The sequence below is a fragment of the Methanomassiliicoccales archaeon genome, assembly GCA_014361295.1.
Taxonomy (GTDB): domain Archaea; phylum Thermoplasmatota; class Thermoplasmata; order Methanomassiliicoccales; family JACIVX01; genus JACIVX01.
In genome coordinates this window covers 1,531,048-1,555,635 of sequence record JACIVX010000001.1, presented here as the reverse complement: position 1 = coordinate 1,555,635, position 24,588 = coordinate 1,531,048, and the positions used below count along the sequence as shown (strand labels likewise).

At 46.8% G+C, this 24,588-nt stretch carries 24 protein-coding genes and 2 tRNA genes; 10 read left to right on the top strand and 16 right to left on the bottom strand.

Annotation, left to right across the window (positions count from 1 at the left end; genetic code table 11):
* Window positions 1–124 precede the first annotated feature (124 nt).
* The 5 genes from H5T41_07750 to smc all read right to left on the bottom strand — a co-directional run bounded on the left by H5T41_07750 (window position 125) and on the right by smc (window position 6,688).
* Complete coding sequence (locus H5T41_07750; protein ID MBC7108662.1) at window positions 125–1,054, bottom strand: NDP-sugar synthase; 930 nt, start codon at window positions 1,052–1,054, stop codon at window positions 125–127.
* Between the two features lie 80 nt (window positions 1,055–1,134).
* Window positions 1,135–1,350 (bottom strand): RNA-binding protein, encoded by a 216-nt coding sequence (locus tag H5T41_07745; GenBank protein MBC7108661.1) that lies wholly within the window; start codon window positions 1,348–1,350, stop codon window positions 1,135–1,137.
* Window positions 1,351–1,657: 307 nt separating this feature from the next.
* Window positions 1,658–2,167, bottom strand: a complete 510-nt coding sequence (gene scpB / locus H5T41_07740; protein MBC7108660.1) for an SMC-Scp complex subunit ScpB — start codon at window positions 2,165–2,167, stop codon at window positions 1,658–1,660.
* A 1-nt stretch (window position 2,168) separates the two neighbouring features.
* Window positions 2,169–3,086 carry a segregation/condensation protein A gene (locus H5T41_07735; GenBank protein ID MBC7108659.1) on the bottom strand — a complete coding sequence of 306 codons (918 nt, stop codon included), beginning with the start codon at window positions 3,084–3,086 and terminating at the stop codon, window positions 2,169–2,171.
* The gene (gene smc / locus H5T41_07730; GenBank protein ID MBC7108658.1) at window positions 3,083–6,688 is read right to left on the bottom strand and encodes a chromosome segregation protein SMC; all 3,606 of its coding nucleotides are present in this window, start codon (window positions 6,686–6,688) and stop codon (window positions 3,083–3,085) included. Before smc ends, H5T41_07735 begins: the two co-directional genes overlap by 4 nt.
* 563 nt (window positions 6,689–7,251) lie before the next feature.
* On the opposite strand from smc, the gene H5T41_07725 reads away from it, so the two are divergent.
* A complete protein-coding gene (locus H5T41_07725; GenBank protein MBC7108657.1) occupies window positions 7,252–8,574 on the top strand; it encodes an MFS transporter in 1,323 nt (440 codons plus the stop codon).
* A gap of 14 nt (window positions 8,575–8,588) precedes the next feature.
* Here H5T41_07725 and H5T41_07720 read toward each other — a convergent pair whose 3' ends face one another.
* The gene (locus H5T41_07720) at window positions 8,589–9,044 is read right to left on the bottom strand and encodes a flavodoxin domain-containing protein (GenBank protein MBC7108656.1); all 456 of its coding nucleotides are present in this window, start codon (window positions 9,042–9,044) and stop codon (window positions 8,589–8,591) included.
* Between the two features lie 226 nt (window positions 9,045–9,270).
* A tRNA-Leu gene (locus H5T41_07715) sits at window positions 9,271–9,355 on the bottom strand.
* A 332-nt stretch (window positions 9,356–9,687) separates the two neighbouring features.
* Here H5T41_07715 and H5T41_07710 point away from each other — a divergent pair.
* Together H5T41_07710 and H5T41_07705 are read left to right on the top strand one after the other, a co-directional pair.
* On the top strand, window positions 9,688–12,789 hold the full coding sequence (locus tag H5T41_07710) for a PAS domain S-box protein (GenBank protein MBC7108655.1): 3,102 nt from the start codon (window positions 9,688–9,690) through the stop codon (window positions 12,787–12,789).
* Window positions 12,790–12,826: 37 nt separating this feature from the next.
* Complete coding sequence (locus tag H5T41_07705) at window positions 12,827–13,276, top strand: 3'-phosphoesterase (protein ID MBC7108654.1); 450 nt, start codon at window positions 12,827–12,829, stop codon at window positions 13,274–13,276.
* Window positions 13,277–13,389: 113 nt separating this feature from the next.
* Here the strand turns inward: H5T41_07705 and H5T41_07700 are convergent, their stop codons facing one another.
* A complete protein-coding gene (locus tag H5T41_07700) occupies window positions 13,390–13,608 on the bottom strand; it encodes a hypothetical protein (GenBank protein ID MBC7108653.1) in 219 nt (72 codons plus the stop codon).
* Between the two features lie 332 nt (window positions 13,609–13,940).
* Here H5T41_07700 and glmM point away from each other — a divergent pair, with 332 nt between their 5' ends.
* On the top strand, window positions 13,941–15,197 hold the full coding sequence (gene glmM / locus H5T41_07695) for a phosphoglucosamine mutase (protein ID MBC7108652.1): 1,257 nt from the start codon (window positions 13,941–13,943) through the stop codon (window positions 15,195–15,197).
* On the top strand, window positions 15,194–16,420 hold the full coding sequence (locus H5T41_07690; GenBank protein ID MBC7108651.1) for an NTP transferase domain-containing protein: 1,227 nt from the start codon (window positions 15,194–15,196) through the stop codon (window positions 16,418–16,420). Before glmM ends, H5T41_07690 begins: the two co-directional genes overlap by 4 nt.
* On the opposite strand, the gene H5T41_07685 is transcribed toward H5T41_07690, so the two are convergent.
* The 6 genes from H5T41_07685 to H5T41_07660 form a co-directional block, all read right to left on the bottom strand.
* A complete protein-coding gene (locus H5T41_07685) occupies window positions 16,417–16,803 on the bottom strand; it encodes a Mov34/MPN/PAD-1 family protein (protein MBC7108650.1) in 387 nt (128 codons plus the stop codon). The genes H5T41_07690 and H5T41_07685 overlap by 4 nt on opposite strands.
* On the bottom strand, window positions 16,800–17,606 hold the full coding sequence (locus H5T41_07680; protein ID MBC7108649.1) for an NAD(+) kinase: 807 nt from the start codon (window positions 17,604–17,606) through the stop codon (window positions 16,800–16,802). The genes H5T41_07685 and H5T41_07680 overlap by 4 nt, the downstream gene beginning before the upstream one ends.
* Entirely contained in the window at window positions 17,603–18,376 is a 774-nt protein-coding gene (locus tag H5T41_07675) for an inositol monophosphatase (protein ID MBC7108648.1), read from the bottom strand. Before H5T41_07675 ends, H5T41_07680 begins: the two co-directional genes overlap by 4 nt.
* Window positions 18,377–18,547: 171 nt before the next feature.
* On the bottom strand, window positions 18,548–18,808 hold the full coding sequence (locus H5T41_07670; protein ID MBC7108647.1) for a hypothetical protein: 261 nt from the start codon (window positions 18,806–18,808) through the stop codon (window positions 18,548–18,550).
* A complete protein-coding gene (locus H5T41_07665) occupies window positions 18,798–19,151 on the bottom strand; it encodes a hypothetical protein (GenBank protein ID MBC7108646.1) in 354 nt (117 codons plus the stop codon). The genes H5T41_07670 and H5T41_07665 overlap by 11 nt, the downstream gene beginning before the upstream one ends.
* A 189-nt stretch (window positions 19,152–19,340) precedes the next feature.
* Window positions 19,341–19,796: a winged helix-turn-helix transcriptional regulator gene (locus H5T41_07660; GenBank protein ID MBC7108645.1), complete on the bottom strand. Its 456-nt coding sequence runs from the start codon at window positions 19,794–19,796 to the stop codon at window positions 19,341–19,343.
* Window positions 19,797–19,850: 54 nt separating this feature from the next.
* Here H5T41_07660 and H5T41_07655 point away from each other — a divergent pair, with 54 nt between their 5' ends.
* The 4 genes from H5T41_07655 to H5T41_07640 all read left to right on the top strand — a co-directional run bounded on the left by H5T41_07655 (window position 19,851) and on the right by H5T41_07640 (window position 22,989).
* Window positions 19,851–20,522: a fibrillarin-like rRNA/tRNA 2'-O-methyltransferase gene (locus tag H5T41_07655; protein MBC7108644.1), complete on the top strand. Its 672-nt coding sequence runs from the start codon at window positions 19,851–19,853 to the stop codon at window positions 20,520–20,522.
* The gene (locus H5T41_07650) at window positions 20,519–20,869 is read left to right on the top strand and encodes an NUDIX domain-containing protein (GenBank protein ID MBC7108643.1); all 351 of its coding nucleotides are present in this window, start codon (window positions 20,519–20,521) and stop codon (window positions 20,867–20,869) included. Before H5T41_07655 ends, H5T41_07650 begins: the two co-directional genes overlap by 4 nt.
* 297 nt (window positions 20,870–21,166) lie before the next feature.
* On the top strand, window positions 21,167–21,622 hold the full coding sequence (locus tag H5T41_07645) for a 30S ribosomal protein S15 (GenBank protein MBC7108642.1): 456 nt from the start codon (window positions 21,167–21,169) through the stop codon (window positions 21,620–21,622).
* Window positions 21,623–21,627: 5 nt separating this feature from the next.
* Window positions 21,628–22,989, top strand: coding sequence for a DHH family phosphoesterase (locus H5T41_07640; GenBank protein MBC7108641.1), 1,362 nt, complete (start codon window positions 21,628–21,630; stop codon window positions 22,987–22,989).
* Here the strand turns inward: H5T41_07640 and H5T41_07635 are convergent.
* Together H5T41_07635 and H5T41_07630 are read right to left on the bottom strand one after the other, a co-directional pair.
* A complete protein-coding gene (locus tag H5T41_07635) occupies window positions 22,986–23,969 on the bottom strand; it encodes a bifunctional N(6)-L-threonylcarbamoyladenine synthase/serine/threonine protein kinase (GenBank protein ID MBC7108640.1) in 984 nt (327 codons plus the stop codon). The two genes, H5T41_07640 and H5T41_07635, sit on opposite strands and share 4 nt — an antisense overlap.
* A 30-nt stretch (window positions 23,970–23,999) precedes the next feature.
* Window positions 24,000–24,248, bottom strand: coding sequence for a hypothetical protein (locus H5T41_07630; protein MBC7108639.1), 249 nt, complete (start codon window positions 24,246–24,248; stop codon window positions 24,000–24,002).
* Window positions 24,249–24,494: 246 nt separating this feature from the next.
* Between H5T41_07630 and H5T41_07625 the strand changes: the two genes are divergently transcribed.
* Window positions 24,495–24,587 (top strand) — tRNA-Val (locus H5T41_07625).
* Window position 24,588: the final 1 nt, after the last annotated feature.

Sequence of the window (24,588 nt, the reverse complement as noted above, 5' to 3'; positions counted from 1 at the left end):
GATAAATATGTAACTTGTTTCGAAATTTGTATAATATCTGGACTATCTGTATAAGATCCTGCCAGGGAAAATCCGCGCCGATGCGAATGTGGTCTATGCAAACAATCCACCATCAGATTCGAAGTCAGACCAAGATTGAATTCTCCACGGTCTCTCCATCATCCACTCTTGCGTTCGGCCCAATGATCGAATTCCTCACGACAGCTCCCCTTCCAATGACACTGTTTTCCATCAGCAGACTATTCGAGATTTGCGCCCCATCATGAACCACTGAACGACCGCAAATGCAGACACCGGGACCGACAGTCGCAGAACCGATCTCAGCATTAGTCATAAAATTCGGGGGAATGATTTTTGCCTGAGCATCGATTTTCGAGTCCAAGCGGACCTCACCTCTTTTACTGAGAAGTATTCTCTGCGCCTCAAGGAGATTTTCCCTCACACCGCAGTCAACCCAGTAACCATCGAACGAATAACCGTAGAGACCGCGATCGAGAATTTTCGGAAAAACCTCACGCTCCAGTGACACAAAACCATCCCCGATGCAATCGAGAATCTCTGGTTCAAAAACGTAAATCCCTGCGTTGATGAGATTCGAACATGCCTCACCCGGTTTGGGCTTTTCCTGGAAAAGTTCAATCCTTTTGTCCTTCGATAAGCTAACAACGCCAAAGGCACTTGGATCGTCTACATGCCAGAGGGCGATCGTGCCGATTCCACCTTTCAGGCGGTGTTCCTCGACCATCGATGCGATATCGATCGATGAGATGATGTCGCCATTGCACGCGACAAATGTATCGTCGAGATAGCGACCAACGTTCTTCAAAGCACCACCAGTTCCCAGCGGCTCTCGCTCCTCGACAAGGATAACTTTTTTCCCTGAATTTTTTTTGAAGTAATCTTCCAAAACATCCCTCATATAATTGACAGCAAGAAAAACTGTATCGATCGATTCGGGAAGAGAGTCGATGATATGCGAGATCAACGGCTTATCGAGAAGCGGAATGAGCGGTTTCGGCATCAGATTGGTCAATGGTCTGAGACGTGTACCCATCCCTCCGGCCAGGATTACTGCCTTCATAGTCTGCAAGTAGTTATCATCGGGAGTTGCTGTCTTAACGCTACCATCAAATTTCACAGCGGAGCGATGCTGACGACGTTATTTCCTCTCAATATAACAGTGCCCAAGCGCCGCGTCTGATCGGCCGTGCGCTCTTCGGTGTCTTCGAGAACCATATTCATGTAATCGTCGTATCCCGCGAGTCTCCCTTCCAATATCCTGTTGTCTTTTAACAAGAGCGATATTTTCTTGTTCATCGACTTCTCTAACAGCGCAAGTGGCATTACCATAATATCCCTATATCCAGTCATCGTAGGTAAAGAATTTAAACCTTTCTTTTTGAAAGCTTTGAAATATTCTCTGGACGTACATTTGCGTGCATTCAGAGATTGGCTGAGCTTTTCATGCGTTGATCAAGTCTCATTTGCCTATGAGGAAAATCATTGGTAAACAGGAAAATATCTTGCTTTAATTCATTAAGATATGATTCAGGATGATATCACGATATCAAAAACCCCAACACATGAGAATCAATGGAGATGTTTAAGCAAATTCTACTGGCCAGGCACTGCAGTTTAATATCTTCAACCCAGATGATTATTTCTGTTCAGATTTATTTACCTGGCTCTCCATCCATTTCTTAATATCCTCTTGCGTCGAGCCTGCGATGCCAAAGTATTCGAGGAAACGTCTCGTTGTTCTCAATTCAAGCGTCTGACCTTTCTTTCTCGCCGCAATCAGACCCATAGACCTGAGCGTCCTAACGCTCTCATACACATCTGTACCTAGCATCTTCGCAAGGTCACTCTGTAATAACGGTTGATGATACGCGATCATGGCGGCGACCCTGAGCACGCTATCCGGCAATTCTCGCTCAGCGAACGGTGTCGCATAATCGTGATATTCCTTCCTGAGCTGCATCGAATAACGACTGCGTATCTTGACGATTTCGATCGCCGATTCCCGTTCATCATACTCGGCAATGAGCGTTTTCAGCGCCTTTCGAACTTGTGAAGGATCCAGCTGTGTCGCTGCGACAATTTCGGAGATGCTGATTGGCTTCGAAGAGGAGTAGAGGACTGCTTCAACAACCCTCACAGGATCCACATCACATCACCGCTTCACCATTCGAATACGTGGTTTCTGGCGTTGCTGCATCCTCAATCGCACCGATATCCCACGGCACCCTGGCCTCGACGAAGATTTGGCCATACGGCAGATCATCCTGTGTGAGAGAGATCTTTCCCATTTTTGCAAGGAAGAGAAGTGAAACGAAGACCATGACTCGGTCTTCTTTCGATTCTTCCCAGAGGTCCTCGATGCTGATCACACCAGGACCGCAACGCTGAATCCTTTGCCAGACGATCTCGACGTCCTTTTCGACGTCCTCAGGATGCGTTTTCTCATCGAACTTGATCCCAGCTTTTTTCATCTCCTCCCTAATTGCTGCCCTCCTAAGATTCGCTTCAGCTTCCTTACGCGCCTCATCGAAAGCGTCGAGGAGCTCGACCAATGAGACCGGGCGCGAGCTACCCCGTCTGATAGCTTCTGCAAGTTCGACATGATCCAAGATATCACATTCGAACGGCACCGAATCGGTGGAGTTCGTCAGCATGTCAAGATGATCGAAATCCCAATCGCTGCAGAACAAGTCATAAGCCTCTGCCCTGCGGTGCATCTCGAGGACTTTTTCGCTCTGCAGCCGGAGGATCATCCATGCCATGAACATGAGTTTGCCTGCGACAATGAAATTGATTTCCTCGTCCTGCATCTTTTCAGTGTAAAGCTTCGTGAACTGCACGAGATCAATATCCCAAGGATCGAGATTATTCGAGATAACGAGTTCGAAGACCAATTGTATCGCTCTGTCAAGAGGATTCATCGTGATCGGCTGGGTTTGAGACTCGGCTTGATGCAAAAGCTCAAGGTAATGATCAATTCTTCTTGCGCGATCGCCGTCATCGATAATCGCCTTATGAAAGAGAAGATGATCGAGAATCGATGCTGCGTTTTCACATGTGGTCATGCTACCCCCTCCGCGGTGTTGCCATTCGATTTAGCAGCATCCTCATGGAAGTCCGCTATATCGCCGATGTTTGGTCTCATGATGACCGTACTGATACCTCCCTCTTGCTTTGTGACGCCGATGATGTGATCAGCCTTATTTAACGTGACCTTCCTCAGCGATATTTGTATGAACTGGGCGGTCTTCGACGCACGCTGTATCCTGTGAGCTACTGTGTCTGCATTGACCGCATCGAGAAACATGTCCACCTCATCGAGCAGATAAAATGGCGACGGCTGATATTCCTGAATGGCGAAGATGAATGCGAGTGCGGTTAGACTCTTCTCACCTCCGCTGAGAGCCTCCAGCCTCAGCGTCTTTCCATTCTTTGGCTTCGCCCTGATGATCAGGCCTCCCTGAAAAGGCTCCTCCGGATTTTCAAGAACAAGTTCCGCCTCTCCGCCACCAGACAATTCTGCGTACGTCCTCTTGAAATTCTCATTGACAGCTTCGTAGACCTTGAGAAGACCCATCTTCTTTTTTTCGTTTAGATCTGCCATGAGTTTCAGCAGATCCTTTCTTTGGTCCGCGAGCCTTTGCATTTCCGATTTCAGTTCATCGTACCTTGCCTTCTTCGCATCGTAGTCTTCAATTGCCTTGAGATTGACAGCACCCATCGAGGCAAGTTGCCTCTCGCATGAACTGATCTTTTCCTTTAACGATTCTGATGAAGGTAAGGGATAGACGATTTGGACATTGTATTGTTTGATTTCCTCGTCGATCTCCTTGAGTTTATCCTCCGCGACAGCCAGTTTTGTCGTCAATCCGACGGAGAAATCTTTGATCGTTTCGATCTTCGATTGCAATTTATCTTTCTCTGCCTCGAGATTCGTTTTCTCCTTGAACAGCGCATCTCTCTTCTCTCTCAGCTCGTTGATCTCCTTGCCCATCGACTCTTCGATCTTGAGTAACGCCGTGAGCTCGACCCTGAACCGCTGTTCTTTCTCCGTTGCTTCCTTCGCTTCGCTCGTCAATTTTTCGATTTTTTCTTTCGCCTCTGCCTCCATGGCGTCAAGATCTTCGAGTCTTCTCCTGACCAGATGTAACTTCCCTGAGATCGCTTCTCTCTGGGATTTTAGCTCAGAGACTTCGTTGATAAGTTCGACGACTTCCCCCTGAAGAATCTTAAGCTTTTTCGAAAGATCCATCGGTGCGAGATCGCACATCCTTTTCTTTTCCTGTTCTTTGAGTTCAACAGCCTCGACGATTTCCTTCGTCAGCAGATCTATTTTCTCTGCAATAGATGTAAGGGATTTCTCAACTTCTTCCTTCTCCTTCCTTCTCGTCTCGAGATCGCTCTTGACTTTGAGCAACCTTGCCTTGACCTCTTCTTTTCTTGACTCGAGGGCTTTCAGCCGCACATCGTTTGCGCCACCCGCACTATTCAATTCGCGGATCCTATTTTCGATTTCAATGAGTTCAGCCCTGACCTTTCTTAACTCCTCCCCGACTTTCTCAGCCTCGTCGGTTGCCTTTCTCAACTCTTCACCGATTTCGTCAAGCTTGCTCTTTGAGGCAGACCCGAATTTGAGCTGAGTTCCCTCGATCGTTCCCCCGATCATCGCACCGGAGGCCTCCAGCAGCTCACCCTCGAGCGTCACGAGGCGTACTCCTCCCATGAACTTTCTTGCCTTTTCGAGCGTTTCCATAACAACCGTGTCGCCGAAGACGTACCAGAATGCGGGCCTGTACTTTTCGTCGAATTTCACAAGATCAATCGCGTAACCGAGGGATTCCTTTTCTGCAAGAATCGCCTTACCCCTTGGCTTTCCATCGAGCATCTTGTTGAGCGGTAAAAAGATCGCCCTGCCAAGATTATTCTTTTTCAAATATTCGATCGCCTGTGCGGCCACCTCATCATCGTCAACAACAATTGACTGCATTCTCGCGCCTGCGGCGACATTCAGCGCCGTTTGGTATTTTTCGTCGACCTCAGCGAGCTCTGCAATCGTCCCGTGAATTCCCTTGAGCTCCCTTCGATCACGCGCTTCAAGGATGCTGCGAACCGCGCGTGTGTAGCCCTTCGCGACATTCTCGACAGCTTCCTGCTCAGCTTTCAAATGATTGTATTCTCGAGTAAGACGCTGAATTGCCTGCTCAAGCTCATCCGCCTGACGGCTCAATTTCGACTCGAGATTCTTCTTCGAAAGATACTGCTCCTGGAGCGCTTTGACTTCTTTCATTGAATCTTTATCAGCGCTCCTGAGAGCCCTGATATTCCATTCAGCGTCGTTGATTTCAAACTCGAGGCTCTTTCTCGATTCCTCGAGGAGGGAAATCTCTGATTCAATCCTGCCCTTTTTCTCCTCCAGCCTTTCCCGTTCCATCGAAAGCGCGTGGAGATTCTCCTCTTTTACTTTGATCTCCTCTTCGAGAGAGGAGATCCTCTGCTGCAACGATTGAAGTTCTTCGTCGAACGCGCCAACTCTGTTTTGAATCTCTTCAAGAGCTTGTTTCTTTGACGAGAGTAATTCAGACTTGCTCTGCAACTGCAAATCCAGATTCTTCAACTCGCTTTCCAGTCGTTCGACTTCGGGAGAAAGCTGTTCTCTTTCCTCTTTCTTACTTTGCAGAGATTCTTCAATTTCTTTTGCACTTTCCAGAGCTCTTTCGGCTTGATCGCGCAACCTGGCGATTTGGATCTTCGCAAAGTCGATCTTTTCCTTGAGTTCTTTGAAGCTTTCTCCGCCTTTTTTCGACGCTTCGTCTTCGATTTCTTTTATTCTAAGTTCCATTTCACTGATCTTTTTTGATATTTCGTCCTTTCTCAACTGATGATCGTTGAGTTCCCGATTATATTGTTCGATCTGGTTTTTTATCGAATCGATCTCAGTGAGAACACTTTCTCTCCTCTTGTGCGCGAGCTGCGCTTTTGAAAGACTGAGTGTGTTTTTGATTTCGAGATATTTGAGCGCCGATTCCCTTTCCCCCTTAAGTTGCTCGATCTGCTTTTCAAGCTCATTCATGATGATGGTGATTCTCTCAATATTCTGCTCCGCTTCCTTTCTTTCATTTTCTGCCTTTGCTATTTCTTCATCATACCTGCTGATACCAGAAATATCATCGAGGATCCTTCTTCTCTCAACATTTGACATTTCAACGATCTTCGTCACATCGCCTTGCTGAACAAAGTTGTATCCATCAGCGCTAATTCTTGCGTGCGATAACAGCGATTCAAACTCTGTCAGTGTTGACTTTCGATCATTGACATAGAAATACGAATTGTAACCATCTCCAGCATCTGAGAGTTTGACGAGTCTTGTCAGCTTGACAGTATCAGAATCGATTGGGATGAGCCTGTCTTTGTTGTCAAAAATGAGCGAGACTTTTGTATATGTTGCTGGCTGTTTTGAATTGCCGCCGTTGAAAATGAGATCTGTGAGTTTACCAGCCCGAATCGCCCTTGAACTTTTCGGACCTAGCACAAAAAGAATCGCATCCGAGATATTCGACTTTCCAGATCCATTTGGTCCCGTCACGGCAGTGTACCCTTCAAGGAGGGGGATCGTCATCTTCTTACCGAAAGACTTGAAATTTTCCAGTTCAATTTGCTTCAAGAACATATGATTCCCCCGCTAAGAGGCGACAAAAAGACTCTGCTCGATGAATTAACAAGCACTTTCACATCCCATCCCATTAGTCCGACGGTTGTCGGACAATTTTGTTATTTATTCTTTGATATTTAAATGTTAGGTAAATCTTCTCATATTATGAAAAGGTATTGGCTATTTTTAAGAAAACCACTATGATGCAATAGCAAGCGACAAATTGGTAGGTTTTCTATCACAGACAATGAATATAAAGAGTATCAAACGAAGGATTGATTCTTTGTTTCAAAACGCGATATTCGATATCGCGCAAGGCCCGATTGCAGAAGGCAATTTTAAGGGCTTATTTTTCAGCTTTAATGAAGTCTTCGCATGAAAGCAAATCACCCAGCAGATTCATGATTCCTCATGGCATCATATTTTTTCAAGAGATACGAGTCTGAGATACAGAAGGTCAGATGTCTGGATAATTTATTTTCTGGAACTCGATGAAGCCAACGGCACCTTAGGAAAGATTATTGAAGGGATCTCATTATACTCGGCTTCAATCTCTTAGGAAAAATGCAGGATGGGGTGCGATGAAGAAGAACGAAGAGAGCTGGTACTACACATTCTTGCCATACAACATTGCAGGTGGAAGCACCTCTCCACTTATTCCCCTCTTTGTTACTGAGGGGCTCAAGGGTAGTCTAACTCAGGTGGGCATTGTCAGTGCTATTTCATCGATCGCCTCTGTTCCGGCCAATATTCTCTGGGGAAATTTGTCCGATACAACGAAAAAACGTCGCCCCTTCGTCCTCATCGGATTCGGAGGTATGGCGTTTGCATTGTTCATGATGGCGATTTCCACGACCATTCCGTCATATTATCTCGCCAACTTCTTCTTCGGTCTCCTTGCAAGTGCCGCAGCACCTGTTGGCACTGTCCTCGTTCTTGAATCGTTTGGAAAGCATGAATGGGCAAGAAGACTAGGAGATTTCAGCAAGGTTGGCGGTATCGGATGGGTCGCCGGTCTCATACTAGGTTCTTTATGGCTGGAATTCATGCCAGGGGCAAAAGAATCAGTTTTTTCCTTACGAGCGCTCTTCCTCGTCGCGAGCTTGCTCGCCCTCGCATCGTTATTCCTCGCGTTGAAATGGGTTCCTGAGCCTGAAGAGAAACTCAGAAGAGAACACATCGATAGAAGTATTTCGGAACAGCCAATCATCGTCTTCGAGAAAGTCAGATATTTTCCTCACAGGCTTCTTCATGTTCTGAGAATCAGTACAAAAAATCTCAACATACGAAATTTCCCTTCAAATCTGAGAAAGTATTACATCATGACATTTCTTGCATTCACGGGTTTTCTCACGTTCTATGTGGGTCTTCCAATTTATCTGAGAAACTATGTTGGTATTTCTAACTCAGAGGTTTTCGTCGTTTTTCTCGCAAGTTCGGCGGTCTCAGCAATCACCTACTCGATTGCCGGGAAATGGGTTGCACGTTATGGCGGGAAGAAGATGCAAGCGGCCGCCTTTGCCGGAAGGATCGTGCTTTTTCCGTCTTTCTTCGCTGTCACCTTCCTTCCTCTCACCAAAGAATGGCTAATCATCGCTCTTTGCATCCTTCACGGACTCATCGGTTTTTGCTGGGCAAACCTCAGCGTCGCGGGAAACGCGCTCGTCTCAAACATGTCGTACTCGGAATTTCGAACAGAATCTCTCGGTATCTACAATGCAATCCAAGGTCTTGGATCGATCACGGGATCGTTCATCGGGGGTATCGTAGCTGAGTATTTCGGTTTCTTTGCGACATTCGTCATCGCATCACTTTTCGTGCTGTGTGCTGTCATCATTCTGCTGATCCTCGATGTGGAAAAGGGACCGTCAGAACAAGAAGGTCCCCATGCTACTTATCTATGAATGAGAATGACGAATCATTTCTGTCTGATCGCACCTGCGATTTTTCGTCCGAAAGTAACCGCTTTGGCCTCTTCTCCAGGTGCAAGAGGTCCTTTCATGTTCTCGACGATGAACCATTCCCCTGGAACGGCAATTTTCATTCCAGCACGTTCCATCATTTTCTGAATCTTCTGAGTGCCGCCTTTCGTGGCCTTGTCGAATCTCGTATCAAATGCCACTCCGATCTTTCCGGACGCGCCAGTCTTAATCGCAGATTTCAAAACTTTCTTGATCGTTCCAGTCGCACTTCCAACATGAGTGGGGCTTCCTAAAACCCAAACATCTGCAGATTTGAAGTCATCGATGACGACTGAGTCCGCTTTCTTGCAAGTTACATCGTTAAGGCCCACTTCCTTCATGCCAGCGCATATGGACAAAGCAATCTTTTCTGTATTCCCATACGACGTATCATAAACGACCAGGACTTTCATGATATCACCAATAATCGATCATTGATACCTCCCCTTATACAATTTGCGTATTTTTGGGGTGGAACATCGAAAGGAATCTGAAATCACCATTGGACTTTAAAAGGCGTTCACGGCCGATTCTATAACCAGATGCGTGGCCTACCACCTGAGTTCCTTTAGTGCCAAAAAACACCAAAATCGCGCGATCAAAGAATCATTCTAGCAGATTAAATGAGAATAAAGACAGTGCAGGGAGGAGGATTTGAACCCCCGAACGCCTACGCGACGAGACCCTGAATCTCGCACCGTTGGCCAGGCTTGGTTATCCCTGCAGCCAAATTAAGAAAGAGAGATATCGTCGCGATACTAAAACCTTACCGAATACTCAACCCATGAGTACCTAGGGCTCAAGTTCACGCCGCTTCATTTTGTAATCCGGACATTTCATTTAAACGACCTTATTGAGCATTTGGGATCGATCTTAAATCACCAACGATTCTCTGGCGACAGGCGCTAATTCTATATGAGAATCATGAATAGCCAGATGGGTATCAAAATTGGTAATGAGAAGTGAACGAATAAATATCAACGCTCGATTTTTGTGATTGCGAGAGACATGCTGGAGCGCTGAGGAAATGGAGTTCCCAGAAATGAGGGGATCCAGATGAAATTGGGAAAGATCAGAAAAAGAACGCTGATTTTGACAATCGCGGTCATTTCGGGCTTCTTTCTCGTCCTTTATGCAGTGTCCTCAGCAATTTTAACCCAGAGCTTCGCGCACCTTGAAAGAAGGGAAGTGACCGAGAGTCTTGAGCGACTAGAAAATGTCATTTCTAGAGAGCAATCAAACCTTGAATCGATAGCGATCGACTGGTCGATGTGGAATGACACGTACCGATTCATTCAGGATCGGAACGAGGAATATGTCGCCTCAAACTTGTTGGCTGAGACCTTTGTGTCACTTGACATTAACATTATAGTTTTTCTCAATCTCTCGGGGAGCGCTGTCTACACCAATGTTTATTCCACCGATACTTACGATGATATTCAATTTCCCGAGGACATTATGGCACATCTGGCTCCAGAGGGGTTGATCTTCAGATCAAATCAAGAGGAGAATAGGGTTACTGGCTTTCTCAACTTAGAATCTGGAACGCTTTTGATTGCCGCGTGCCCGATCCTCAAAAGCAATGGGGAAGGACCTCCAATGGGAACTTTATTGATGGGGCGCTGGCTTGACGATGCGATGTTACGCTTCATGGAAAATGCCACATCCCTCACGCTTTCATATCGCACTTCAGAAGAATTGCAAGGGTATCTAGAACTCGGCGAAACGGAGTTTTCTGAATTGAACAGTACAGGTATGACGATTTTGCCGCTGAGCGGAGAAATCGTCGCGGGCTATCTTTCCGTAAAGGACATTTACGGGAACAACGCACTCATATTCAGAGCGGAACTTCCTCGACACATATTCCAACAGGGACAAATCACCCTATTATATATACTCAGCTCCTTTGCCGTTGTCAGCCTAATGCTTGGGATCTTGACGATCGATCTGCTCGAAAGCCGTATTATTTCGAGATTGAATAATTTAGAAAAGGAAGTTGTTGGCATCGCATCATCAAAGAATCCGTCTGGGCGCGTCTCCGTGAATGGTGACGACGAGATTTCCTCGCTTGCGACGAACATCAATCGAATGATCGAATCTCTTGAACACGCACGCGCTTATCTCGAAGAAAGTGAGCAACGATACAGGGCGATTGTTGAACAACAGACTGAAAACATCTGCCGGTTCACACCAGACTTTGTAATCACTTTCGCAAACGACGCATTTTGCAGATATTTGAATAGGAACCGGGAGGCTATTATAGGGGAATCATTTCTTTCGCTCATACCTGATGATTACAAGCAGACCCTGATCACATCTTCCAGATCTCTTTCACCTGATCATCCAACCGTTGCTTATGATCATCCTGTCACTACCCCAAACGGTATAAGATGGATGCGATCGGCACAGACGGGCATTTTTGACCAAAATGGCGTGGTGGTCGAATATCAGCTCGTTGGCAGAGACGTTACGGAGGAGAAGAGAATCGAATCAGAATTGCAGAAATATCGCGAACATCTCGAAGATTTAGTGAGAGAAAGAACAAAAGAACTCGAAATAATCAACAAGGAGCTACAGTCGGAAATTGCTGAAAGGAAAAGAATTGAGAAAGACCTGGTCGAAAGCGAAAAACGTTATCGAAGCGTTGTGGAAGACCAGACTGAGCTCATTGTTCGACATCGACCCGATGGCACGATCGCTTTTGTGAATCCAGCTTTCTGCAAGTTTTTCGGAAAAGAGGAAAGAGAGCTCATCGGAACTCCATTTCTTCAAAGAATCGCTAATAAGGACAGAGAATTGCTTGGAAATTCAATCGGCAAGCTCTCGCCGAGCCTTCCCGTGACTTCGAGTGAAGTCGAAGTTCTCGATCACAGAGGTGAAAGAGCTTGGATACTGTGGACACACAGAGGGATATTCGATGATGATGGCCGTTTGATAGAGATCCAGAGTGTGGGTCTCAATATTACGGATCGGATCAAGTTAATGAACGAGGTCATCAAAATCCAGAAACTGGAGTCGATCGGCATGCTTGCGGGCGGTATCGCCCACGAATTTAACAATCTCTTCACAGCGATCTTGAGCAATATTGCACTGGCAAAATTGAATATGCCAGAGAATACAGTCGCATACCAGAGACTTACAGCGACTGAAAGAAGTATCTGGACAGCCAGAAATCTCACGCAGCAACTACTCACTTTCTCGAAGGGCGGCGAGCCGATCAAGGAGGTCACCGAGGTTAAGGAAATTATCGAAGGCGCACTGAAACTCGTCCCTGTGAACCCAAGTGTCGAATATGATCTCGCCATCGATGATAATGTCAGTCCCGTCGATGTCGATAAAGGCCAGATGATGCAGGTTCTCGCGAACATTATCATGAATGCACATGAAGCGATGCCTGGTGGAGGGAAGATCACGATCACCGCGAGGAACAGCGATTATAATCTAGACAATTCAACATTCGCGATTCAATCTCAATACGTTATCGTATCAGTCGTGGACAGTGGAATCGGCATACCACCAGAGAACTTGTCGCGGATCTTCGATCCCTTCTTCACGACAAAGACACATGGTAAGGGGCTCGGCCTTTCAGTTGCCCACTCCGTTGTCAAAAAGCACGGTGGACACATCGAAGTTGAATCGGAAATCGGCAAAGGCACTGTTTTTCGTATTTATCTCCCAGCAGCAAACAATAAGAAGATTGAAACGAAGACCATGGAGCAAGTTGAAACTCCAGCTTCAACGAAAGCCCTCAGGATTCTATTGATGGATGATGAAGAGGATATTTTAGAAGTCATAAGCGAAATGCTCAAGCAGGCGGGGTACGAGGTCGATTGTAGCAAAGAGGGCAGAGAGACGATTGAAAAGTATAAACGGGCGATAAAAGAGGGGAAACCCTTCGATATCGTCATCATGGATCTTATCGTCAGGGAGGGGATGAGTGGGAAGGAGGCGATGAAGGAGCTCCTCGAGATTGATCCAAATGTGAAGGCGATCGTGTCGAGTGGGTATTCCAACGACCCGGTAATGGCTGAATATGGGCGCTTCGGGTTTTCGGGTGTACTGCCGAAACCCTATTCGATGAAGGAATTGATCGACGCGGTTAACAAGATCACCGCCGAGAAGATGAACAAAGGCAAAGCAACAAACGAGGACGCTTGATTTATAGGAGTTCGTCAAATTCAACATATTGAGATAGATGGCGCTCGACGAATACAAGAAAAAGAGAGATTTCATCATAACCCCAGAGCCAGAGGGAAGCGTTCAAGGGATTGAGGGTGAGTTTGTCGTTCAAGAACATCATGCCTCTCATCTGCATTTCGATTTTCGTCTTTCCCTTGACGGCGTCCTGAAGAGTTGGGCCGTTCCAAAAGGTGTACCTTTGGAAAAAGGCGTCAGGCGTCTCGCCGTCGAGACAGAAGATCATCCGATTGAATATCTTGATTTCGAAGGTGTGATTCCCGAGGGTCAGTATGGTTCTGGGGAAGTGAAGATCTGGGATAGAGGAGAATTTGATCTTATCGAGAGAACCCCTGACAGAATCGTTATTAATATTGAGGGGGCGAAACTGAAAGGGCAATACGCGCTGATCAGATTTAAGGGAAAAGAAAAAGAAGGGAAGAACTGGCTCCTCATCAAGATGGCATAATAACCAAAAACGATCTGATTCGAGATGAAATGTGAACTCATTTTTCGGAAAAATAACTCAAAACAAAATTATCAAGAAAGACCAAGATAAGAGAAAAACAAAGAAAAGAAAAATTACTTGGATTTCTTCATGATTTTCATCCAGCCGCCGCTCTCGTATACGGCAAGTCCTCTCTTCGCGAGCGTCTTTTCAAATTCTTCCCATGAGATGATCTCGAGGCGGGGATTGCTTCCTTTTGTGAATTGGACACCATTTGTTCCCTTGACACGTCCGGGCTTCAATCCTTTCTTCTTTGCAATTTCTTTTGCCTTATCCAGGCTTATTTGTTCCATTACCAATTCTTTTCCCTCCTATGTTTCGTGAGTCAGTTTCGGCCAGTAAATGGCCACATGACTGGTATGTAATGCTTTATGCTCATATATAAAATTTTTCCTATAATGCTCTTTATCCAGTACCTATTCCTTTTAAAAATCTATCTCTCGCCGAATCAAAAATCCAGATATATGGATAATACTGGCAAACAACCTCATTCGTTTTCACGACACTCCTAATAACAAGAATTGCGATTGAAAAGTTTTATTTCCGGCGATTTTCCTTTTCATGGCGATCTGACGTGACATCACTTTTCGGCTCTTCAGGTATCCGCGGGATTGTCAATCATGAAATGACAATCGATTTGGCACGGGCGGTGGGAGCTGCCATCGGCGGTCAGTATCGCAGAGTCGTCATCGGGAAGGATGTTCGAACAAGCGGGGACATGATCGCTTGTGCTCTCTCATCTGGAATCATGTCATGTGGCGGCGATGTTTACGATGTCGGTATGATACCAACGCCTACACTTGCACATGCGACAAAGAATTACGATTGCGGTTTAATGATCACCGCATCTCACAACCCACCAGAATACAACGGAATCAAGATGTGGAATCCAGATGGATCTTCATTCGATGATGATCAGATGGAGGACATCGAAAACGCGGTTAGAGAGCTGAAGTTCAAAAGAGCCGACTGGAGAAGTGTTGGAACGAAGTACACACATGAGGGCGCGGTCGAATCTCACATTGAAATCATTTCAAAACTTGTCGGTCCGATTACGGCAAAAGTTGTCGTTGATTGCGGATGCGGCGCCACCTCTACCATCACACCCCGCCTTCTGAGGGAACTCGGTTGCAGTGTCGTTTCAATCAATTCACACCCGGATGGTTTTTTCCCCGGAAGATCACCCGAACCGACCGAAGATCAATTGGTACGATTGAAAGATATCGTGCTCAGCGAGAATGCCGATATCGGCATCGCTCACGACGGTGATGGCGATCGGGTTGTGATGATCGACGAGAAAGGACGATTCATCGGGGGCGACAAATTGCTTGCTCTCCTGACCGCGATGTTCGGAGAAAAGGAAGTGGTGACGACGATCGATTCCTCGATGGTCATCGACGAATTGGTTGAAGGTAAAGTCGTGAGGACAAGGGTTGGCGATGCGTATGTCTCGAACATGATGAAGCGAACGGGGATCGAGTTTGGCGGAGAACCCTCGGGAACATTCATTTTCGCGAAGAATTCGCTCTGTCCCGACGGGATCTATGCCGCTGCTCTACTGGTTAAAATCGCCTCTGAAAACAGGATTTCTGAGATCGTTGACTCGTTGCCAAACTACCCCTCATTTAGAGGTTCTTTCAATTTCGATCGTACGAGAAGAAAGGAAATCGAAAGAACGCTCGCGCAAGAAATTGAAAAGGTGAAGTGCGATAATCTGTTAACGGTGGATGGATTCAGAGCCGAATTCTCAGATGGTTGGTTCCTCATTCGATTATCTGGAACGGAGCCAAAAATAAGGATTACAGTCGAAGCGCGTACGGAAGAGGCGCTTACAAGGCTCAAGACCATTTCGATGGAAATCGCAAGAAGGTGTATTTCATGAAAGCGCTCATTTTAGCCGCAGGCGAGGGAACAAGACTCAGACCTTTGACATCAAACATTCCGAAACCGCTTCTCCTCGTTGCTGGAAAACCATTTCTCAGTCATTTGATCACCGCTTTGAAAGACGCTGGTATCAAAGAAATCAGTCTTCTGGTCGGCTGGAAGAGCAACAGAATCAAGGAATTTTATCGTGATGGTTCAGAGGAAGGCGTCATTATCGAATATCTTGAACAGAAAGAGAGAATGGGCACAGCGCACGCAATCGGCATCGCTGAGAACATCATGAAAGATTCATTTCTCTGCGTCAACGGCGATATCGTCGTCTCCGCATCGGACCTCAAAGAGATGATCGATATCCATCGCAAATACGGATCGATTGTCATGGGAGCTGTGACGGTCGAGGATCCGTCGAGGTTTGGTGTCATCGAGACATCGGGAGAAAAACTTCTGAGAATTGTTGAAAAGCCAAAGGTTCCAGCGTCGAAGCTTGTCAACGCTGGTGTGTTTATCTTCACGCCGGAAATTTTCGAATGGATCAGGAAGACAAACCGATCGCCGAGGGGGGAGTATGAAATCACCGACAGCCTCAATATGATTGCCGCATCGCATGACGTGATCGTTTACCCTTTGAAAGAAGGTTGGATCGATGTTGGAAGACCATGGGATCTTCTTCGAGCAAACGAGATTCTGATGAGTAAGATCAAAAGACAAATCGAAGGTGTTGTGGAGAATGGTGCGACATTGATCGGCGATGTGGTCGTTGAAAAAGGTGCGAGGGTGAGAAGCGGCTGTTATATCGAGGGGCCTGTGTTCATCTCGAAGGAATGTGACATCGGACCGAACTGTTACATCAGGCCCGCGACTTGTCTCGGCAGGGGCGTTAGGGTCGGGAGCGCTGTGGAAATAAAGAACTCGATTATTATGGCAGAAACACACATCGCACATCACAATTATGTCGGTGACAGCATCATCGGGGAGCGGTGCAATCTCGGTGCGGGGACGAAAGTGGCCAATCTTCGTTTTGACGGAAAGTCGATCAAACTCGCGATGAACGGTGTTTTGATCGATTCGGGTCGAAGAAAACTCGGTGTGATTATGGGAGATGACGTGAAAACTGGCATCAACAGCATGATTGACGCGGGTACGGTGATCTGGGAGTCTTCAGTCATTGGTCCTGGTGCTCTCGCGAAAGGGAGTATCGGTCCACGGAGCAAGGTGTTCTAAATGACTTCGAGTTCTACCTCATTTCCTCTATAATCGTACGCCTTCCAGCTTTTCTCATCAAAGGGCACGCAAGTGATGATATGAATATACCCGAATCGACCAAACAGTGCAAGATCCGCATCGGACGGTTCATTGCTGAATGAAGGATGCGAGTGAACCGTTCCAACAACCGAAAAATCGATTGGAAGCATATGTAATTGGAGAAGACCAGATCGTTCTCCTGAAATCGTTCCGGGCAAAAGCAGAATCTCAGTGATCACACCCTTCTCGGCACGCAGAGCTGCGACGAATTCATTCGGAAAGCTGCTTTTCGCTGCTTCGTTGATCGTTTCGATAACTGCTTCCTCAATCCCCCACACGCGCCTTCGCCGTTCCCCAGTCATAACGAGCCCAGAAGCTTCTCCCGTATCTTCGAATAGAAACCTCGACCAAAGCCAACAAATCTTGCCTTTTTTTCTGAAACAGACAACTCGACGATCTCGTCGCCGCTCATCTCATGCGACTCCTGCCCATCAACGACGCACACACAGGGCTTCGGCCTGACAAGCTTGAGCTTGATGCAACTGGTCGAGGGTACGACAAGCGGTTTCGCTGCAAACTTGAAAGGCGCCATTGGCGCGATGACAAAAGCGTCGACGCGAGGATCGATGATCGGCGCTCCAACGCTCATCGCGTAACAGGTTGAACCTGTCGGCGTTGCGACGATGATGCCATCGGCCCTCACGTCGATGACCAGTTGGTTGTCCACGTAAACTTCAAACTGCCTGATCTTCGCGATGTTCGCCGTGTGCACGACCGTTTCATTCATCGAGTCGTAAAGTCTCTTACCGCCGACGACGGTCTTGAGTTTCAGCCTTTCTTCGATCACGTACTCCCCGTTGAGAATCCTTTTGATGCCATCTTCGACAGCATCAGCGCTGATCTCTGTCAGAAATCCGAGAACACCAGCATTGATCCCAAAAATCGGGGAGTTGTTGCGCTGCAGGGAGCGCAATATCGTCCCGTCGCCACCGACGGTGATGAGTATGTCGACCTTCATATCTTCAATACGATATCCCTCATATCCCAGCTTCTGCGCAATTTCTTTTTCCAAAATAATCTCGTGTCCAGATAATAAATCAATGACTTTTCTGCAAATGCTTACCGCGTCAGGAACGTCAACATTTGCAGTAATTCCAAATTTCACAAAATCACCTCTTTGACCGAGTGATCACCGTAGGCGAGGAAATTACTTCTCGCCGCCAAATCGAATGGCATATCGAGGGGTTCGCCGCTGAGCGTCACGATTTCCCCTCCTGCTTCCCTCAGTATTAATGCACTCGCCGCGATATCGATAACCCGAATCGATTTTTCGTGCACCTCGCAATTCATGTAATAAGCATCGACCTTTCCCTCAGCGACCATGCACATTTCGAGCGAAGCGCAACCAAGGGAACGCGTTTTCGTTGATTTGCGTGCGACATGAAACGTATCGGGATGCGAATACATGCCCACATAAACGAGGAATGTTGACTGCCTTCGATTGAATTTTCTAACCACGATCCTATTCCCATTCAAAAACGCGCCCTTTCCCTTCTCCGCATAATATGTATCACCAGTCACGATATTCTTGACGAGTCCAAATTCAACATCATTGAGAGAAGACTTACCAATCGCGAGTGACACGCTGTAGAGTGGAATTCCCAGAATCGCGTTGTGCGTGCCATCGATAGGATCGATCACGAGGGTCCGCTCGTACCCTCTTTCAATATATCCGATTTCCTCGCTCAACACATTGAATGGAAGTTTCATTTCATCGACACATCTCAGGATTCTTTCTTCAGCAACCCTGTCGACACCGCAAGTCGGGGTACCATCCGCCCCGATTCCCAATTCCTTTCCCTTTTCGAATGTCGACGGAAGCGATGAGATATCAAAGCGGACCTCTCGCGCAATGCTCTCAAGGATTTCGCGCATCGTCCGCAGAGAACGTCATCAAATCCTTATAGCTTTATTGAATCGATCCAAATGATCCAAATATAATTCCAGCTGGAAAATAATATTGTAATCACCGCCGATCAATCAATCGGATGATCGTTTTCGAAAACCATTGATAGGAATTCGCTGGAAAAAGTGAACAATAGAGTGTCAGGTACGTCGCATCATCGATAAAATGCGCTTCAATCCGACCATCTCAACATATTCAAGCATCAGCAACCTCGCTTCTCTTTCTGAAATGCCAACCTCCTTGAGTGTATTGTAAAAAACCCTTCCTGCCTTTTTCCGCATCTTTAAAAATGAAAAATACGAAAGAAAGAGTTTGACGATAAATCGCGGTGAGGATACGACACCCACGATGAAAACTGATTCTCTGCGATCCGCCGCTCGCGTGATTTCTTCAATCTTCATCTCGCAGCTCCTTCTCGATCTGTTCCTTGATCGCCTTTCCGAGATTTTCCTCGCCGCCCGCGCCACGCCCCGTGCGCTTTCCCGCTGCACTTCCGATCAGACTGCTCAGACTGAGATTAGACATATATTCCCTCGTCAATTCGAACGCTTGCTGATCGGTCATCCCCGCGTCTTTGAGCGCTTTGTAGAATGTCGCAACCGCTTTTGCATATTCCCGGCTCTCCTCAGCTCCATAAAGAACCTTCGTCAACTTTTCCAAAAGCTGCGGTACGCTTTCTGAAAGGACTCTGAAGATCTCACGGACCTTTTCTGCATCAAATTCCTCATGTTTTCTTTCATCCATACAACTCAATCTCCTGTTTACCTCGTTATCTAATCATCCCGAAGACAAAGATATTCGCGTTTGCTGTCCCCTTCACATTCAAAACCCTGTCGATTTTTTCGCTGAAACAAGGATTCGAATACTGTATCGATTTGCATTGATCGACGACCTCCTCATCTTTGCTTCTCCTTGTGTATTATCTTGATCACATTATTTTGATAAACCGAGCACGTGTGACCACTTTTTGATCACTTCATCCGAAATTTCATAGCGTTTCTGCCGTCTCTGAGATTTTTCAGTGACATAACCTCTTGAAACCAGAGTTTGAAGTCGACCGCTGACAATCCTTCTCGAAGCCGTTCCCCTTCTCATGCGAAGTTCAGCTGTGATCTGGGAGACATTGAGACCCTGTTTTTCCGCAAGAATCCTCAAAATCTCTTTCGAAATCTCATCTTTGATTTCTGGCAAAATCACGTCAATCGAAATCATTCCGAATTTTCGATAAATGTTGAGCAATTGAAAATACTGAACCACAAGATTTTGAAAATGGGAAAGTCTGTCAACAAGTTCCCGATAAGGCTGAATGATTTCGCTGAGCGTTTCCTCGAGTTGCTTGATCCGCTGCGTAAGCTCTTCGATTTTATCTGATTCGTGATCCTTTGACACCGATGAAATAACCTCATAGCAGAATTTAAGTGCGCCGATATCGTGACGAAAATCATGGAATCCGGCATCGCGATCCGTGAAACAAAATTTGCCGGTGTTTTCAGCGATTCTCAAAGAATTTATACAAGGAATTTGACGCCGGGAATCAGGGTTTACGGCGAACGATTGATCCGCATTAATAACGAGGAATACAGGGAGTGGGTGGCCAGTAGAAGCAAATTGGCTGCCTACCTCAAGCTTGGCGGAACCTTTTTTCCTTTTGAAAGGACAACGAGAGTGCTCTATTTGGGGGCGGCGAGCGGGACGACTGCTTCACACGTGTCAGATATTGTTACTGAGGGAAAAGTGTACTGTGTGGAAATATCTCCCCGCTCCTTCCGCGATTTGCTCTTCGTCTGCTCAAGTCGGAAGAATATGATTCCCCTGCTCGCAGATGCAAGTAAACCAGAAAACTACGTGACTATGATCGATAGGGTAGATATTGTCTATCAAGACATCGCGCAGCGGAAGCAGACCTTAATTTTTGTGAAAAATATGCGAGCATTCAATGCAAAAGCGGGGATGATCGCGATCAAAGCGAGGTCTGAAGATGTCACAAGGAATCCAAAAGAGATCTACAGCGAGTCCATCAGGAAGCTTGAAAGCGAGGGATACGAGGTTGCTGATGTAATCGCCCTCGATCCAATCGAAAAGGATCACGCAATGATCGCGGTGAAGGGAAAATGAGTGTCGTTGTTGCTGTCGCTGTCGAGAATTCAAAATTCCTCATGGTTTATAATCCAAAAAGGAAAGGATGGGAATTTCCAGGCGGAAGAGTGGAAGAGGATGAGGAAGAGGAGGAAGCGTGCGTTCGTGAATTTGTCGAAGAAGTAGGATTCGAGTTCATTCCACGATGCAAAATTCGCACAGAACTGTATTCCATTTTTGTTGGAAAAATCGGCAAGCGCGTTGCCGATGCGGAGATGAGCTGGCGCTTTTTTGACTCTTTGCCAGATGAGCTCTCATTCCCTGCGGAAGAATATGCGGAGGTCTTGAAAAAAGTCAGAAGCCTCAGCGAATCCTGTTCAATGTAGGATGACGGGGCATTGCATGCCGACCGAATCCAAAAATGTATTTGATGATTCTCCGTTGCAGCCCGATAAGACGCAACTGGATAAAAATGATTTCAGTGAATTACAATGCATCATAACCGATCACGAACCAATCAATTCTCACTAAACGCAAAAATCATCAAATTCAGCCTTTTAACAAAGACACACTGTATTTGATTCGGGATTACTTTGAAAAAGAGCAACGGTCAACCTTATATACTATTATACAAATTGGCGACCGCTTCACGTTCGACATGATGGATCGTGCGGAGGATAGAAATGGCTCGAATTCATGCCAGGAGAAGAGGCAGGTCAGGCTCAAAGAGACCGCTCATCACTAAGAATCCCGAGTGGGTTCCGTTGAATAAAGAGGAAATTGAAAAGCTCGTCGTAAAGCTTGGAAGGGATGGGTTGACGAGTGCGAGAATCGGTCTCGTTCTTCGAGACAATTACGCAGTACCGAGCGTCAAACTCGCCACAGGAAAGAGCATCACGCAGATATTGAGAGAGAACGGGCTGAAACCTGAAATTCCAGAAGATCTTGCCGCTTTAATGAGAAAGGCGATCAATGTCGATATGCACCTTCTCGAAAACAAGAAAGATGTTGCGGCGAAAAGAGGCCTCCAACTGATTGAATCGAAAATCAGGAGACTCGTGAAATACTACAAAAGACAGGGCGTCATTCCCGCCGATTGGACGTATTCCCTGAAGACGGCGGAACTCCAGATTGAGTGAGGCGAATGAATGATGCTGAGCCTCTGCCTGCAAGTCTTCTCGATCGCATCAAGGATGCGATTGCAGCGCTAGAAAAGCATCAGGAAATCAGGATTGTTTCGCATTACGATGCCGACGGGATCGCGTCGGCGGGCATCCTCTGCAATGCTGTTTTAAGGAGAGGAAAGAGCTTTCAGGCGAGCATGATCAAGAATCTCGATGCGAAAGCGATCGCACAATTCGCATCGGAAATCGATTCTGGGTGTTTGATTTTGTCCGATATGGGCAGCACCTTTTTGGACGAACTGGAAAGAATTGAAGCAACGGTCATTGTTCTCGATCACCATGCACCTTCTAGAGATTCAAACAAGGTCTTTCACATCAACCCACACCTTTTTGGCCTCGACGGTATGACAGCGGCCTCTGCGAGCGCGGTTTGCCAGCTCTTTGCAACACAAATGGACGCTTCCAACTGGGATCTACTGCCGATCGCGTTTGCCGGCATCGTCGGGGACAGACAACATATCAGGGGGTTGAAAGGGATTAACGAGTACCTTCTTTCCGAAGGTCTCTCAAAGGGCATCGTGGAAGTACATGAAGGCTCGATCATCCCGAACGGTAAAATCAGGGATGCGCTTTTTTACTCGGTCGATCCCTATTTTGCTGGCCTGAGCGCTGATGAAAAGGGTGTGGCTGATTTTCTTGCATCGATCAATATTAATCCCGAGGTACCAGTTGACCAGCTCAGCGAAAGCGAGCGACGAAAAATCGCGTCGCTTCTCGCGCTGAAATTAATGAAACAGGGGTGCACTCTGAGCACGCTTGAAGAAATTTCGCATGAACGATTTTATTTCAAAAAATTGCAGCTCTACGCGTCAGATCTCGCGTCAATGCTCAACGCCTGCGGGCGAACGGATAACGAAGGCATCGGTCTTGGTGTCACTTTAAATGATGAGCAATCGATCAAAGAAGCGACGGCACTCAGAAAAAAATACAAAGAAACTGTTCTCAATTCCCTCAAAAACCTTGAAAAGAAAGGGTTGACAAAACTTTCGAACATCCAGTTTTTCTTCAGCGACAATCCCAATATTTCCGGAACGGTCTGCGGTCTCGCGATGCAGTACCTTGCAGATCGTGACAAGCCGACGATCGCGATTTCGATCGGCGATGGGGAGTCAAGAGTCTCCTCGAGAGCGACTTTCGAGATCCTTGAAAAAGGTGTAGATCTATCGGTTGCGGTGGGGGAAAGTGCCCGTGTTGTCGGGGGCAGCGGCGGGGGACACGCGATCGCGAGCGGGGCGACGATCCCGAAGGGAAGGGAAAATGAGTTTCTCGAGTGTCTCGATAAAATGATCGGGGAACAGAAGAGAAAGAAACTTGGTGCCTAAGATCGCCAGGTCACCTCGACTTCATCCGTTCTAAATCTCTGCCTCACCTGCGTGTCCTTAATATCCATTCGAATGCCTGATTTGTACATGAGAAGGCCGGTCCAGGCGATCATCGCGCCGTTGTCAACACACAACCTGCCCTCTGGCACGAACATCGAAGCGCCTCTTTCCTCTGCCATCTTCGCGACCATCGCCTGCAATCGCTTGTTCTGCACAACTCCCCCACCAAGAAGAACCTCGTTTTTCTCGACATGAGCCATCGCCCTTTCCGTCACCTCGGTCAGCATCGCGAAGCAGGTTTCCTGCACGGAGAAACAGATGTCCTCAACGCTCGCGCCATTCGCGTGAAGATTCAAAGCAGCGGTCAAGATGCCAGAAAAAGCCATGTCCATTCCTTTCACCGAGTAAGGAAGTTCGAGGAGTTTCTTGCCTTCCTTCGCGAGTGCTTCAATTTTCGGCCCAGCGTAATACCCAAGTCCAATCTCGCGCCCGAGCTTATCGAGCATGTTACCTATCCCGATGTCGAGCGTCTCCCCGAAAACCCGATAACGGCCGTTTGCAAAGGCAATGACCTGCGTATTGCCGCCAGAAGCGTAAAGTAAGACTGGATCTTTTGCTTGAGTTTTGATGATGCCGATTTCGAGGTGTGCGATGCAGTGATTGACGCCGATAATTGGGACACTCAGCGAAAGCGATAGAGATCTAGCAGCGGTCGCGACCGTCCGAAGACAAGGCCCAAGACCAGGGCCTTGAGAGAAGCAAACGAGGTCGATGTCTTTTGGGGAGACTCCAGCAACTTCCAGACTTTTTCTTATAACGGCGGCGGCATTTTCTGCGTGATGATTCGCTGCCTCACGAGGATGAATACCGCCTTTTTCGGGTTTGTACATCTTGATTTCATTCGCTAAAATGTTGCCTTTATCATCAACAATCCCGACGCCAAGCGTGTGCGCTGTCCCTTCAAGACCGATCGCTATCATTTGATCACAAGGACTGAGATCATCACGTTCTTAAGATTTCTTCAATTCTTGCTTTAAAGCATTGAGTTTGTTGAGAATCGGGATCGCGCCTTCGATGATCTCATCGTCAACAACAAGAATCGGGACATTCTTGTTCAAAATTTCGAAGTAAGCGGCTTCTGCGAGACCTTCGGCCGATGACGTATCAATGATATTCACGTTCAAATCGCTCGGAATCCTTTCCTTCACGAATTCACATTTCTGGCAACCCGGTTTAGTGAAGAGTAAAATCTCTGGCATTTTGATCGGGCAACCGAAATGTGTTAGCGAATTAATAGCTTACGGATAAAGCGAAAATTCCGTTTCTCATACCGAGCGATCTCGCTCGAGTTTCGCTCGAGGCTTTCATTCTCTGGTGAACTGAAAGAATCATGCTAATTTCAAGTTGCAATTTGAGAGTCGATTTATATCGATCTGATTTAGAAAACTCAGCGTTGCCACAGCGAAAGGAATATAGACAGGAAAGCGTATTTTCGAAGGCCAAAAGGGCTCATGGTCTAGTGGTTATGACGTCGCCTTGACATCCTCATTTGGAGGTCAGAACGGCGAAGTTCCCCGGTTCGAATCCGGGTGAGCCCAC

Coding starts and splice junctions, on each gene's coding strand:
- H5T41_07745 (MBC7108661.1), bottom strand. CDS start 1,350: ATGGTAATGCCACTTGCGCTGTTAGAGAAGTCGATGAACAAGAAAATA.
- H5T41_07645 (MBC7108642.1), top strand. CDS start 21,167: ATGGCTCGAATTCATGCCAGGAGAAGAGGCAGGTCAGGCTCAAAGAGA.
- H5T41_07725 (MBC7108657.1), top strand. CDS start 7,252: ATGAAGAAGAACGAAGAGAGCTGGTACTACACATTCTTGCCATACAAC.
- H5T41_07710 (MBC7108655.1), top strand. CDS start 9,688: ATGAAATTGGGAAAGATCAGAAAAAGAACGCTGATTTTGACAATCGCG.
- H5T41_07720 (MBC7108656.1), bottom strand. CDS start 9,044: ATGAAAGTCCTGGTCGTTTATGATACGTCGTATGGGAATACAGAAAAG.
- H5T41_07650 (MBC7108643.1), top strand. CDS start 20,519: ATGAGTGTCGTTGTTGCTGTCGCTGTCGAGAATTCAAAATTCCTCATG.
- H5T41_07670 (MBC7108647.1), bottom strand. CDS start 18,808: ATGAAGATTGAAGAAATCACGCGAGCGGCGGATCGCAGAGAATCAGTT.
- H5T41_07700 (MBC7108653.1), bottom strand. CDS start 13,608: ATGGAACAAATAAGCCTGGATAAGGCAAAAGAAATTGCAAAGAAGAAA.
- H5T41_07655 (MBC7108644.1), top strand. CDS start 19,851: ATGGAATCCGGCATCGCGATCCGTGAAACAAAATTTGCCGGTGTTTTC.
- H5T41_07665 (MBC7108646.1), bottom strand. CDS start 19,151: ATGGATGAAAGAAAACATGAGGAATTTGATGCAGAAAAGGTCCGTGAG.
- H5T41_07630 (MBC7108639.1), bottom strand. CDS start 24,248: ATGCCAGAGATTTTACTCTTCACTAAACCGGGTTGCCAGAAATGTGAA.
- H5T41_07690 (MBC7108651.1), top strand. CDS start 15,194: ATGAAAGCGCTCATTTTAGCCGCAGGCGAGGGAACAAGACTCAGACCT.
- H5T41_07735 (MBC7108659.1), bottom strand. CDS start 3,086: ATGACCACATGTGAAAACGCAGCATCGATTCTCGATCATCTTCTCTTT.
- H5T41_07635 (MBC7108640.1), bottom strand. CDS start 23,969: ATGATAGCGATCGGTCTTGAAGGGACAGCGCACACGCTTGGCGTCGGG.
- H5T41_07705 (MBC7108654.1), top strand. CDS start 12,827: ATGGCGCTCGACGAATACAAGAAAAAGAGAGATTTCATCATAACCCCA.
- H5T41_07685 (MBC7108650.1), bottom strand. CDS start 16,803: ATGACTGGGGAACGGCGAAGGCGCGTGTGGGGGATTGAGGAAGCAGTT.
- H5T41_07750 (MBC7108662.1), bottom strand. CDS start 1,054: ATGGGTACACGTCTCAGACCATTGACCAATCTGATGCCGAAACCGCTC.
- H5T41_07675 (MBC7108648.1), bottom strand. CDS start 18,376: ATGCGCGAAATCCTTGAGAGCATTGCGCGAGAGGTCCGCTTTGATATC.
- smc (MBC7108658.1), bottom strand. CDS start 6,688: ATGTTCTTGAAGCAAATTGAACTGGAAAATTTCAAGTCTTTCGGTAAG.
- H5T41_07640 (MBC7108641.1), top strand. CDS start 21,628: ATGAATGATGCTGAGCCTCTGCCTGCAAGTCTTCTCGATCGCATCAAG.
- glmM (MBC7108652.1), top strand. CDS start 13,941: ATGACAATCGATTTGGCACGGGCGGTGGGAGCTGCCATCGGCGGTCAG.